The organism is Leptospira ognonensis (genome assembly GCF_004770745.1).
Classification (GTDB): domain Bacteria; phylum Spirochaetota; class Leptospiria; order Leptospirales; family Leptospiraceae; genus Leptospira_A; species Leptospira_A ognonensis.
Genome location: NZ_RQGD01000002.1, coordinates 34,844 through 47,969 on the forward strand (window position 1 = coordinate 34,844; position 13,126 = coordinate 47,969).

Below are 13,126 nucleotides of genomic sequence, written 5' to 3' on the forward strand. Positions count from 1 at the left end.
AAATGAGTAGCTTCGGTCTTCTTATTGAATTTGATTTGACGAAACCCTTCGGTCGCTTTTCCATTCTTTATTACATGTTTCATCGGACGATCGGTTTTTTCTTATGTTTGGTTCTACTGCCCTCCTCGGTACTTTTTTCCCAGGCAACTGTAGACCTTACGGAAATCTGCATTGGTTCAGACTGTACACCGCGACATTGGAAAATTTTAGATCGTTTTTCTGAAAACTTTGTAACTCATGAATTTGCGCCTGATGAAAAATGGAAGGATGTTTCCAATTTTCCCATCTGGCTCGGGCAATATTTTGAAAGTGAAGCTCCCTTACATGAGTATAGTCTTACCACTGTCTTTGATATCCCAGAAGCTTTGCTAGCTAGAGATGAGAGTATTGGCATTCGATTCGGAGAGATTGGTGAAGTATTTTCAATTTTTTTAAATGGTAAACTCGTAACGAGCGAAGGTGAGATTCGTGATGGTAAAATACTTAAGCATCGCACAGTGCGCGGTGTTGTATATCACCTTCCCAAAAATACATTAAAACAAAAAGCAAATCGACTGTTGATAAAAATTGCTGGTGATCCAAAATATGATCATACTGGATTTTATCTTACACGCGGATATACGATTGGAGTTTATGATGAGTTAAAGTTTGAAACCCAGGATAGAATCTCCCTTGCACTTATACTCGTTTATATCGTTGTTGGAATTTATCACTTATTCTTATTCAGAAAGCGCAAAAAAGAAAAATACAATTTATTCTTTGGAGGTGTCTCCTCTGGTGCAGGCATCTATTTTTTTACAAGATCCAATGAAATTTTCGAGCTTGGTTTAGACTCTGTATGGACTCAGAAAATTGAACTCATTGTTTTATATCTATTCTTTGCCTCATTTTTTCAGTTCTTTTCCTATTTTTATTTTAACAAGACATCTAAATTTCAGAAGTATCTTTTTTATTTTCACTTAGTAATTTCTATCCTTACCATATTTCTTCCTCTTTATTTATGCGAAATTATCCTTAGGTTTTGGCAAGGCGTGGCAATACTCCTTGCACTACCATCAATCATCTATTCGTTGATACGCGGAGTCAAAGAAAACGCGAACTATTCCCGGAATTTGATGCTTGGAACTATTTTACTGATCATGACGGCTGTCTTTGACATATTTGATTCGTTGGTCTTTAATTCTGGGTTTGCATTTTCAAAATATGCATTTTTCATTTATATCTTAGGAATTGCGACGGTCCTTGCGGATAAATTTACAGAAATCCACCGCCAAACAGAAATTCTAAATATTACATTAGAAAGAAAAGTAAAAGAGCGAACTCTGGAACTTTCTAAAAGTTTAGATAGCGTCAAAGAACTCAAAGCCCAACAAGATGGAGATTATTTTTTAACTTCCCTTTTACTCAGACCTTTGGGTTCTAATTTATATAAAAGTAAAAATGTAAAAATAGAATTTTGGATCCGTCAGAAAAAGAAATTCCAATTTAAACAATGGAATTCTGAAATCGGGGGAGATCTTTGCGTTACAAACTCACTTCTATTGAAAGGTAGGGAATATACCGTATTTGTCAATGCAGATGCAATGGGTAAATCAATCCAAGGAGCAGGAGGAGTGCTCGTGTTAGGTTCTGTTTTTGCTGCCATCATCGAGCGCACAAAAATGACGTTTGATGCCTCAAATCTATATCCAGAGAGATGGTTAAAAAATTCTTTTTTAGAATTACAAAAAGTTTTTGAAACATTTGACGGTAGTATGCTCGTATCGCTCGTTCTCGGACTCGTAGAGGATGATTCGGGTAACGTTTATTATATCAATGCAGAACATCCTAGCCTCGTTCTTTACCGAGACGGCATTGCGAGTTTCCTAGATAAAGAAATGCAGCTCCGAAAGTTAGGTATACGAATACCTGAAGGGCATTTAAGTGTTCGTATCTTCCAATTGAAACCTGGAGATGTAGTCATTTCAGGCTCAGACGGAAGGGATGATGTTTTGATTTCCGAGGCAAGTGATTCTAAAAAAATTATCAATGAAGACGAAACTAAGTTTTTAAGTTTTGTGGAAACAGGAAAGGGGAATCTAAATCTAATTGCAGATCGCATTTTAGACTATGGAGATTTAACGGATGATCTCTCCTTGCTGAGAATTGAGTATGTTCCAGAAGAAACCCAAAATGCAGAGCTACATGTTCTATGGAAGGAAGCATTTTTTGCCTTTCGTAAGCGGGATTTTACTTCGGCTTATGTACATTGCGAAACCATCGTCAAGTTGTTCCCACTCGAAAACAAGGCATTGTTTCTTGCCTCGAGAGCTAAGCAACACCTAGGTGATTTTAAAGACGCAGCTGACATGGCAGAACGTGTTCGACTTCGTGAAACAGAAAATACTGACTCCTTATTGAAACTATCTTTTATTCATATAAAGTTAAAAAATTTCCAACGAGCTGAGGATCTTTTGGAAGAAATTAGAAGGACGGATCCAAAAGGGAAACGAATGTTACAATTAACATCCTATTTAAAGTTTGCTAGAAAAACAAAATTGATTTCCGCTTCAAAAGGAAACTAATCTAAGTTAATATATTCTTCGGGATCAAGGGGTGCATCCAAACCGATCCTAACTTCATAATGCACATGTGCTCCAGTGGCTTTACCCGTTTGTCCGACTAGAGCAATCTTGTCACCACGTTTGACTCTATCGCCAGGAGTGACAAGTACCTGTGAACAGTGGCCGTACAAAGTAAAAAAACCATTTTCATGATTCACTCGCACAGACCGACCAAGACCGCCTGCCGCGGCATCCACATCTGCGATGATACCAGGCCCCGTTGCATAAATGGGAGTTCCTTCTCCCGCAGCAAAGTCGATCCCTGAATGGTATTCTCCCACAGGAAGGATACCAAAAGGATCACTTCGATACCCAAAGGTGGAAGTGACAACACCGACTCCCGGTTTGAGAGGCCTTCCCCTAGGCATGGAGTAGAAAATACTCTCCCGCATAGAGAGGTAATCGATGGCATTTTGAAAATTTGGGACAAGGTTGCCAAGCCTTACACCAAACTCCGTATAGGTGGTTACTACCTGCTTGTATAAATTCAAATTCGACTCAAGTTCGGCATCATCTTTGGCAAACTCTTCTTTGAGTAGGTAGTCTTGGGTGATCATTTCCTTCTCCGGAATTTGGTCCCAAGCGAGAAGATTTAAAGATTCTGTGGCAGATTCCAAATCCTGCACAGATTCTGTTAGGTCATTGGAAAGTAGGTCGTAGAATAAAAAGGAGATGAGCTGTGTCTCTGTTCTTTTTTCCAAAGAACGGTTGGGTTCGTACAAAAAGGAGAAATAAATGAGAAATGTCAGGGAAAGACCTACAAGAAACGTCGCCAGACTGGATAAAAAAACAAGCATTCCAATCGAGATTTCAATTTGGAGGAGGGCTTTTTCATCATTTGGGATGAGAACGAAGCTGACTTTGCTCTTACTAGCCTCCAAAAGACGTAAGAATCGCTTTTTGGAGCGTAAAAGGGAGATCAGTAGCCTTTCGTAGGCGGTTGTTACGTAAGTTTCTGCCAATGGGATCTAAATGCCAATTTTTACTTGCCCAAGCCTTTTTTTAGGGGAAAGTGGACGAATCGAATATGTTTAAATTTCTCACTTCTCTTTTCCGAAAGAAAGCCGACTCTGTCGATTCCTTTTTGATGTATCCCGAGGGAAAGAGATACTACAGAGAGACCCACTCCATACGCCGTACAAACATTGATGAAGATGCTATCAAAATCATCAATCGTTTGAACAAGTTTCGCTACAAGGCATACCTTGTGGGCGGGGGCGTGAGGGATCTCCTGATGGGTAAACGACCTAAAGATTTTGACATCGTTACCAGCGCCACACCAAACCAGATCAAAAGAGTCTTTAACAATTGCCGAATCATTGGCAAAAGATTTAAAATTGTCCATATCATTTTTAAAGGAAAGATCATCGAGGTTTCCACCTTCCGCTCACTCCCCGAGCATAGGTTAGAGAAACACAAGGCTGAAAACGATTATTTAATCAAAAGAGACAATTCCTTCGGGACAGCAAAGGAAGACGCGGCACGACGCGACTTTACTATCAATTCCTTGTTCTATGATCCAAAAAACGATTCTATCTTAGATTACGTTGGCGGATTTGATGACATTCAAAAAAAGATTGTCCGAGTGATCGGCGATCCTGACATCTCCTTCAAAGAAGATCCTGTTCGTATGCTAAGAGCTGTTAAGTTCTCTGTACTACTCGGACTCGACATTGAGAAGAAGACGAAACTGGCGATCAAAAAAAACCGATTAGAAATCGAAAAATCCTCTTCAGCGAGATTACTCGAAGAATATAATAAGATGTTCCGAACTTGGAAAACATCCATTATCTTTCAGGGCCTCGCAGAAAATCATTTGTTCGAAGTTCTTTTCAAAGATGTAATTGATCGCTTGAAAAAAAATGATCCCGAATGGCGTGAGCATTTTCTGGAGACACCACTCGGAAAACGTTTGGCGATAACAGACAAGTTACTAGCTGCCAGAGAGGAAATGACACCAGCGATTTTTTATTCGTTGATCTTTTACGATTTGGTGAGTGATGTGCTGCATTCAGAATCAGGACATCTAGCGCATAGCATCAAAGAGGCGTTAATGCCAGCTTTTGAAAGAATGGGCATCCCAAAACGGGAACAAGAAAATCTGATCAAAGTTTTTATCAGCCAACCTAGATTTCTAGTTACGGATGATGAAAGGGAAAGACAGAATACATTCTTCAAGAAGAAAGACTACTTCTATGATGCCTTTATGGTGTATAAGATTGTTTCGATTGCTGAAGAAAATGATGCTGCTGTCCAATCTGCTTTTTTCTGGGAAATTTCTCTTAGACAAAGGCCTAAGGCAGATTCTCACCAATTTGGGCAACAGCAAGCTCGGAAAAAAGAAAAGAAAAGACCTCCCAGAAAGAAACAACGAGGAAGTCGACCTCATCCGAATCGAGAAGGTAAGCCAGAGGATCAGAATTCTGCAGAATCGTCTGGTTTGGAAGCGAACACTGGGTCTCAGACGGAAGAACGCCCAAAGCGAAATGATTATCATAATCAAAATCGCGAAAGGCAGGAAAAAACGAGAGAACATAAGGACAAAGAAGATTCGACAGAAATTTGAGTTCTCTGTGACTTAAAATCGACCACGACCCTCGGCCAAATGATTGCGTTTGGCGAGGGCATTTTTCCAAATATCAGCCTAGTATTTTGCCTAACCTTAATTTCTTTTTTTGCATATTAGGATTTTAAAAATTATTAAAATCATTAATTATTAAGTACAAGTCAGTGAAAACGGGAAGAAAATGCGTTTTTTTTGACTTGTAATTCTTTTCCTTCCGCTGTCTAATTCTGCATCGACAGGAGTGAATTTGAATCACCAATTAACAACCGTTGTCATTGTTGATGACGATCCTACAAGTTCCTTACTCTACGCAAGTTCGCTCAGAAAATCGGGATATCAAATCGTAACTTGTTCTGGGCTGAGAAGTGCCATGGACTGGTTGAACAAAAATTCTAATCATGGAGCATCTTTACTGGTTACCGATTTACAACTCACCGACGGTAAAGGTTTAGATCTGATTAAACAGACAAGAAAGCTGAGTAAGAGTATGCCGATTATTGTAATCTCGGGAGATTCTGATCCCGCATCCATTATTGAAGTCATGCGCGAGAACGTTCAGGATTATATCATTAAACCTGTTACTCCTTCAATCCTACTCACAAAAGTTGAATATCATCTTTCCAAAAGTGATTCTGATTATCAGAAAAGTATTTATGAGAAAGAACGTATCATTTCATTAGAAAAATTAATCGATTGGTATAATTTTAAAAATCGAAAACTGGAAGCTGACAATTTCGATTCAAGTGCTTTACATAAAAACCTTTTCCACATACTTAGAGCTAGCTTATCGCAAGGAGCTGGCTTTGGTATCCTGCTTCAACTCATCGGGATCATCCAAGCCACAAAAAAAGATGAGTTCGGAAATCACATTTTACAAAAAGAAATCTTAGAGATTTTGGAAGATAACGCGAGTTACGCAAAAAAAGTAATTGATGCCTTCACGGAGATTGAAGACGTAATTTTTGGTCGCGTGTCTATCGTTCAAGGAACCATTAAAGAACTCATTTCAGAACTAGATAGCCTCCCGAAAGATCTGAAATCCTTTTTAGCGATAAAAAATCAGAGTTTGAGCATTGGAATTCCTAATTCGGAATACTCATATAATAAACAAATTTTATGGGAGAAAACATTCTTTAAAAAAATAATTAAGGAACTCTTGCTCAATGCAATGAAATTTTCGCCTCAAACGAGTAAGATCGTTATTCTAATCTATCTTGACCAAAAGGAAATTTCAATTTCGATCATAAACCCTATGAACGACGATAATCGAGTAGGGGAGGTCTTACCGGAAGAATACCATGACTTGATATTTGAACCTTTCTTTCGGTTAAATAAAAATATATATGAAGCATATCAAACATTAGACTTTGGGATAGGATTAAGTTTAGTAAAGGAGACAGTCGTAAAATTTGGAGGATCAATTAACGTCAGAAATTTAATTGATCATTTGGATACCGAATCAAAAGGGAAAGTAGAATTTAAGATAAAATTTCCGTTTGTTTAAAATTTCTTTACGCGATCTGAAGAAAAACGCGTGAAAAGATCAGTTTAAAAGTGTGAGTAACCAATTTTTTTCGGATGATAAATCTGATTTCCATTTAAAAATCGAACGAGAGATGATTCTTTTCGTTTTATATAGGATTTTGTGAATGAACCTATCTTTGTTATTTTTACACGGTCGATTTCTTTAGGAAGAATAGAATTGCTGAGAAATATTAATTCCAACTCTTCTCCCGATCCTAAAACTCCATCCCAACCTAATTGTTGGAATGCAATTTTTGAAATGGGTAGGGATGTCATGTCTATTTCTAATTCTCCTCCGGACGCAAAAGCTAATCTTTGAGAATCTTGAATGAGTCCATCGGTTAAATCCATGCAGGCATGGATCTGGAATTTATGCAAAGATTCAACTAATCGAGATCGTGATCTTGGTGTTAGGTGCTTCTTGATGGCTCTTTGAAACTCTTTCCCTTTTGTTTGATTTTTTAGACATTGAAGTCCCAGTTCGGAATCTCCAATATGGCCAGTCAAATATAGATAATCTCCATTGATTCCACCACTTCTTGTCCAATGAGACTTACAAGTCCCAATCACAGTTAACGTTAGGTGGGTTGTTTTGGAAAAAAATGTATCACCACCAACCAGTTTCATTTTGTGAGTTTTTAATTTCTTTCGAAAAGCGTTACTAAAGTCATTTACCCATTCATCCTTTTTGGAGAGATTGGACAGTCCCAAATTGAGAAAACAAATTTCAGGTAAACCGCCCGAAGCTGCAATGTCCGAAACATTTACCTCAATCAATTTTTCTGCTAATTGAGCGGGAGAGGACCAATCATGTAAGAAATGGGTCCCTTCTACCAGGGAATCGGTGGTGACGAGCTGGTTGGGGAGGATAAAATGACAGTCATCATCGGGTGGGATTTGACCTTTAAAAAAGGCATGGATGACTTCAGATTCCTTCAAAGTAACTCCAATAAATTTGTTTGACCCGCCGTGAAAACCGAAAATCCTGACAGAAAAGAGGAATTCTCGTACCTATGGAACTATTGTCTAAACCCCACAAGACTCCTTCACTCAAAAAAGAAGAAATTCAGAAGCAGTGGTTTGTTGTGGATGCAAGTGATAAGACACTCGGACGACTGGTTAGCCAAGTCGCAAGTCGTCTTCGTGGAAAACACAAAGCAACTTTTACTCCCAATCAAGATTGTGGAGATAATATCATCATTATAAATGCCGCGAAGGTAAATGTAACTGGTCGTAAAAGAGAACAAAAAATCTATTACCACCACTCCCGTTACCCAGGTGGTATGACGGCGATTCCTTTTCATAAATTGATCCAAGAAAACCCTGAAAGAGTTCTTATGGAAGCAGTAAAGGGTATGTTACCAAAATCAAAACTTGGTGACCAAATGTTACGTAATTGTCGTGTATTTGCTGGCGCAGAACATGATCTGGGCGCGCAAAAACCTCTCAAATTGGAGTTAAAATAATTTATATGGCACAAAAAGCGATTTGGGCAGTTGGCCGTCGTAAAACATCTGTTGCACGTGCAAGAATTTCTGCTGGCACAGGAAAAATCACAGTGAATCACAAAGATGTAAATGATTACATCAGAAATGGAGAGCATTTAGTAAGAAGAGCACTTGAGCCACTTTTTACTTTAGATTCTCGTGATAAATTTGATATCTTACTAAATGTAAGTGGTGGTGGCATTGTTGGGCAAGTAGGGGCGATTCGTCACGCTGTGGCTCGTGCGCTCGTTGCTTTCAATGAAGCAGTTAAACCAGCACTTAAAAAAGAGGGATTTCTCACACGAGACAATCGTATGGTGGAACGTAAAAAATACGGTCTACACAAAGCACGTAGAGGAACTCAGTTCTCGAAACGTTAAGATTTCTATCCTCTTTTTTTTAGTTGAAAGAGCCTCATTTATGAGGCTTTTTTTTTATCTACAGGACCGTAAGCGTATGAATCTCATTCTATTTTATATTTCTTTCGCGATAGGTTCCCTTGCAGGAAGCAGTTTTCTTTATAGCCTCGTCATCTTTAGCCAAACGCTATCGGCAATGAAGGGATTTTCGGGACTGGTTTTCTTTTTTCTATTTTTACCATTTCCCATCATATTCTTGTATACTGGGTATTTATTAGATCGTTATTCTAAAAAGTGGATTTTGCTAAGTTTTCAATCCATTCATACGGTTGTTAGTTTTTTGATTGTCCTCTTTTTAGAAGATCTAATCCTACACCCAAATTACCTTCTCATACTCGCTTTTTTAAATGGTATCGGTTTAACTACAGTTCTACCAGGAAGAATGTCTATCCTCAGAGACATTGCACATACTCATCGAGTTGTTTTTCATACGATTCTAGGTAATTTGTTAACCATTTTTTGTTTCGGAATGAGTCCGCTGCTTGTCGGCGCTATTAAAGAATCTGGGTCATTTAAAAACTTATTTTTTACATTGGGATGCATGCATCTTGTTAGTGTTAGCTCCGCTCTTTTTTTGAAGGTCGATGTTGTTAAGTCTGAGATAAAAAAATGGAATTATTCTGAAGTCCTTCATTTTTTAAGAGAGGATCGTGTCTCGCGACAGGTATTATATGTCTCTATTCTAAGTATGCTAGCGCTTGGTCCCATCCAAGTATTGCTTCCTAAATATGTAAAGGAGACACTCGCACTCGGTGAACTTGCACGAGGTACCGTTCTCGTTGCCTTTGGACCTGGGCTTTTTATCGGGGGGGTGCTCACGATTATTTTTCATCACTTAGAGAACAAAGGAAAATTCTTACTTGGTTTTCTTTTTCTCTCCTCGATTTTATTTTTGGGAATCGTGCCATTTTTTCTAGCATCTGTTACTTCCATTTTCTTATTTCTCTTCGGAGTTTCTGGGGGAGTCATTTCGAGTCTGATGCCCGCACTTTTACAGAAGAGGTCGGATGACCAGATTCGAGGAAGATTACTCTCGCTCTATACCGTTTGTTTTCAATTTACTCCCGCCGTCTCGGGGCTAGGATCAGCTTTTTTGGGGGATCTCATCGGTATCCCAAATGCTTTTTTAAGTTTGGGAATCTTTTTTGCGTTTTTATCTTTTTTCAGTTACTTTCTTTATTCTGAATTGAGGGAGAGTTGATTTCTAATTTCCTTGCTATCCAAGCCCAGAACGAAATCTCTGTAAGTGTATGAAATCTAAGTCAGTTCAGGACATTGCAAAGCTCTATACAGAGTATTTTTTGAAGGAGGGACACACGATCGTACCTTCTTCCAGCCTCATTCCTACTGGGGATCCGACGCTCCTTTTTACAACTGCGGGTATGGTCCAGTTTAAACCCTTATTTACAGGTGCCGTAGAATTACCGTATCGTAGAGCGGCTTCCATCCAAAAATGTGTTCGGACTACGGATTTGGAAGTTGTCGGGAAAACAGAAAGACATTGCACATTTTTTGAAATGCTCGGCAATTTCTCTTTTGGAGATTATTTCAAGAAAGAAGCCATTAAATTTGCGTTAGATTTTTCCTTAAATCACTTAGAAATCCCTTTGGAGAAAATCTGGGTTACGATTTACCTAGATGACGATGAAGCAAAAGAAATTTGGAAGGCAGCCGGTGTTCCAGAAGAGCGAATTGTCAGGCTTGGTAAGAAAGACAATTTCTGGGGACCTGCCGGAGACAGTGGTGCCTGCGGTCCCTGCTCGGAATTGTATTTAGACAGAGGGCCAGAAAAGGGCGGACCAAATTGTGGAAACAATCCAAATTGTAAGCCAGGTTGTGACTGTGATCGTTATTTAGAATATTGGAATTTAGTTTTTAATCAATTCAATCAGACTGTTTCAGGTGAATTATTGCCATTGAAACAGACTGGTATTGATACGGGTTCAGGTCTTGAAAGAGTGGCCATGTTACTCCAAGAAGTGGATTCCGTTTACGACACGGACGAATTAAAGAACATCATACAATCCATTGAAACCCTTTGTGGAAAAAAATATGATGAATCCACAAAGGTTTCCTTTCGTGTGATTACCGACCATTCACGCTCCGTCTTTTTTTCCATTGGGGATCGCATCTATCCCGATCGGACTGGCCGCGGCTATGTGATCCGAAGGCTCATCCGCAGAGCTTCGCTTTTTGCAAGAAAACTGGGAATCAGTGAGCCTTTTCTATATAAACTTGTGGATAAGTTAACGGAGATTTATTCCGTAAGATACCCAGAATTAAAATCTCGGGCAAAAGAGATTCGAAGCGTCATTCAGAAAGAAGAGGAGCTATTCCTAAATACACTCGAAGTGGGCCTAGAAGAATTAGAGTCTTTGGTTCAGAGATTGAAATCGGAAGGTAAAACGGATGTTAGGGGCAATGAGAGCTTCCGCTTATATTCAACTTATGGCTTTCCTATGGAGATGACTCGCGAACTTGTGATTGAGAAGGGATTTAGTTTTAACGAAAAGGAATTTGAGCAGGAACTAAATAAAGATAGAGATCTATCTCGGGCGAGTTGGAAGGGGAAAAAGCAAACTTACCTGACAGGAATCTCAGACACTCAAAACTTAAAAACAGAATTTCTTGGGTATTCGGAGTTAAAGTCGCAGGCGAGCGTTTTGTATCTATTTAAAGAAGGGAAACAGGTTTCTTCCTTAAACGTTGGGGAGGAGGGAGTCATTGTTCTTAACCGAACTCCTTTTTACGCTGAAGGTGGGGGACAACTTGGTGATATCGGATATATAAAAACGAACAATTTCCAATTCCAAGTCCAAGACACACAAAAAGAAAATGATACCTTTCTACACCTTGGACTTGTCATGCGTGGAGAAATAAAAGCGGGAATGGAAGTTTCATCTGAGGTAGACTCTGTGCGAAGGCAGAATTTAGCCAACCACCACTCGGGAACACACTTACTCAACGGAGCGTTGCGACGGACACTGGGTGATCATGTCAGCCAGAAAGGATCTGTCGTATCTCCGGAATCTTTACGATTTGATTTTTCCCACCCACAAAGTTTGACCGAAGATGAAATTCGAAAGATTGAATTTGATGTAAACGAGGCTATTTCGAAATCCATTCCTGTAAAAACAGAAGTTTTGCCGATTGAGCAGGCAAAGGTTTCTGGAGCCTTATCTATGTTTGATGAAAAATACGGAAATTTGGTTCGTGTGGTCGGGATGGGAGACCGTTCCAAAGAATTTTGTGGCGGTACACATGTTTCCAATACTGGCGAAATCGCGTATTTTGCCATCCTAAAAGAAGCAAGCCCTGGTGCTGGGAGTCGTAGGATTGAAGCCATTTGTGGTGATTCCGTAGTGGATTATTTCCAATCCGCCTTTCAGGTATTAGCTGAAAAAGTTCAAGATTATAATCTGAATGCAAAAGAAATATACGGTGATTTAAAATCTTTTGGCATCCTAGACAAAATCCCAGCTCCCGAAGAAATCCAAGAACTTTTTGAAACGAAAAAAACGGTAGCGGTCACTGAACTTCGTCAATTGAAGAAAAAATTGGAAGAGTCTTTAGAAGAAAAGTTAAGCTTACTTTATAAAGAGAAAAAAAAGAAGGAAGCCCTTTCTTTCCAATTGAATCCGGAACTTGTTGAAAGCATCTTACAATCGAAAGAAGAGTTTGGTGGGATAACCGTCGTGAAACGCCTGTTTGATGGAGTCGAAGCAAAATCTCTAAAAGACTTAGCGGATTCCATCAAATCGAAAGTAGAAACCGTCGTTTGTCTTTTCGGCTCTAAGGAAGGTGATACATCGACTCTTGTCTATATGTGCAATAAGGTGCTGAATGACAAGGGAGTACATTGTGGGAATCTATTAAAACTTTCTCTGGAGACTCTTGGGGGAAAGGGTGGCGGGCGACCTGATATGGCCCAAGGTGGCGGCAAAAATCCAGAAAAGCTGGATGAGGCCATCGCACTGGCAGTTACGGAATTAAAGCAAAAATTTGGAGGCAAATAATGGCTCAAGATCCTTCGTTCGATATCGTTTCAAAAATTGATCGTCCCGAATTGCAAAATGCAGTGGCACAAGCAATGACGGAAATCAGCACACGATTTGACTTTAAGGGTTCTAACTCAGAAATCAAATTGAAAGATGAGGAACTCATCCTTACCTCTGAAAATGAGATCAAGATCAAACAGGTTATCGATGTCCTCACTACAAAAATGGCGAAACGCGGGATCAGCCTGCGTGCCTTTGATTTTGAAGGCAAAGTCGAGACAGCAACTGGCCAAACAGTCAGACAAAAGGTAAAGATCCAAACGGGACTTGGTCCTGAACAAACAAAAAAAATCACAAACCTCATCAAGGAATCAAAATTGAAAGTCCAAGTGACCATCCAAGGGGATTCTGTACGGGTCGTAGGAAAAAAGAAAGATGATTTGCAGGATGTGATGCAGCTGGTAAAGAATGCCGATTTTCCTTTTGACGCGAATTTTACGAATTTTAAAGGATGATGGTTTCCTCCTTC

Annotated in this window: 10 protein-coding genes; 8 read left to right on the top strand and 2 right to left on the bottom strand. The window is 39.4% G+C overall.

The window, feature by feature from the left end:
• The first annotated feature begins 2 nt into the window (after positions 1-2).
• Positions 3-2,564 (top strand): SpoIIE family protein phosphatase, encoded by a 2,562-nt coding sequence (locus EHQ58_RS00295; protein ID WP_135621343.1) that lies wholly within the window; start codon positions 3-5, stop codon positions 2,562-2,564.
• Here EHQ58_RS00295 and EHQ58_RS00300 read toward each other — a convergent pair.
• The gene (locus EHQ58_RS00300; protein WP_135621344.1) at positions 2,561-3,565 is read right to left on the bottom strand and encodes a M23 family metallopeptidase; all 1,005 of its coding nucleotides are present in this window, start codon (positions 3,563-3,565) and stop codon (positions 2,561-2,563) included. The genes EHQ58_RS00295 and EHQ58_RS00300 overlap by 4 nt on opposite strands.
• Positions 3,566-3,630: 65 nt before the next feature.
• Between EHQ58_RS00300 and pcnB the strand changes: the two genes are divergently transcribed.
• Positions 3,631-5,169, top strand: a complete 1,539-nt coding sequence (gene pcnB / locus EHQ58_RS00305) for a polynucleotide adenylyltransferase PcnB (RefSeq protein WP_246046990.1) — start codon at positions 3,631-3,633, stop codon at positions 5,167-5,169.
• A gap of 247 nt (positions 5,170-5,416) precedes the next feature.
• Entirely contained in the window at positions 5,417-6,673 is a 1,257-nt protein-coding gene (locus EHQ58_RS00310) for a hybrid sensor histidine kinase/response regulator (RefSeq protein WP_135621345.1), read from the top strand.
• A 44-nt stretch (positions 6,674-6,717) separates the two neighbouring features.
• On the opposite strand, the gene thiL is transcribed toward EHQ58_RS00310, so the two are convergent.
• Positions 6,718-7,632, bottom strand: a complete 915-nt coding sequence (gene thiL / locus EHQ58_RS00315; protein WP_135621346.1) for a thiamine-phosphate kinase — start codon at positions 7,630-7,632, stop codon at positions 6,718-6,720.
• Positions 7,633-7,706: 74 nt separating this feature from the next.
• Between thiL and rplM the strand changes: the two genes are divergently transcribed.
• From rplM to EHQ58_RS00340, 5 genes are read left to right on the top strand one after another with little or no spacing between them, the layout of a single operon-like run.
• Complete coding sequence (gene rplM / locus EHQ58_RS00320; protein WP_135621347.1) at positions 7,707-8,159, top strand: 50S ribosomal protein L13; 453 nt, start codon at positions 7,707-7,709, stop codon at positions 8,157-8,159.
• A 5-nt stretch (positions 8,160-8,164) separates the two neighbouring features.
• Entirely contained in the window at positions 8,165-8,560 is a 396-nt protein-coding gene (gene rpsI, locus EHQ58_RS00325) for a 30S ribosomal protein S9 (RefSeq protein WP_135621348.1), read from the top strand.
• A 40-nt stretch (positions 8,561-8,600) separates the two neighbouring features.
• Positions 8,601-9,800 (top strand): MFS transporter, encoded by a 1,200-nt coding sequence (locus EHQ58_RS00330; RefSeq protein WP_342776188.1) that lies wholly within the window; start codon positions 8,601-8,603, stop codon positions 9,798-9,800.
• 49 nt (positions 9,801-9,849) lie between these two features.
• On the top strand, positions 9,850-12,615 hold the full coding sequence (gene alaS, locus EHQ58_RS00335; protein ID WP_135621350.1) for an alanine--tRNA ligase: 2,766 nt from the start codon (positions 9,850-9,852) through the stop codon (positions 12,613-12,615).
• Complete coding sequence (locus tag EHQ58_RS00340) at positions 12,615-13,112, top strand: YajQ family cyclic di-GMP-binding protein (RefSeq protein ID WP_135621351.1); 498 nt, start codon at positions 12,615-12,617, stop codon at positions 13,110-13,112. Before alaS ends, EHQ58_RS00340 begins: the two co-directional genes overlap by 1 nt.
• The last annotated feature ends 14 nt before the right edge of the window (positions 13,113-13,126 follow it).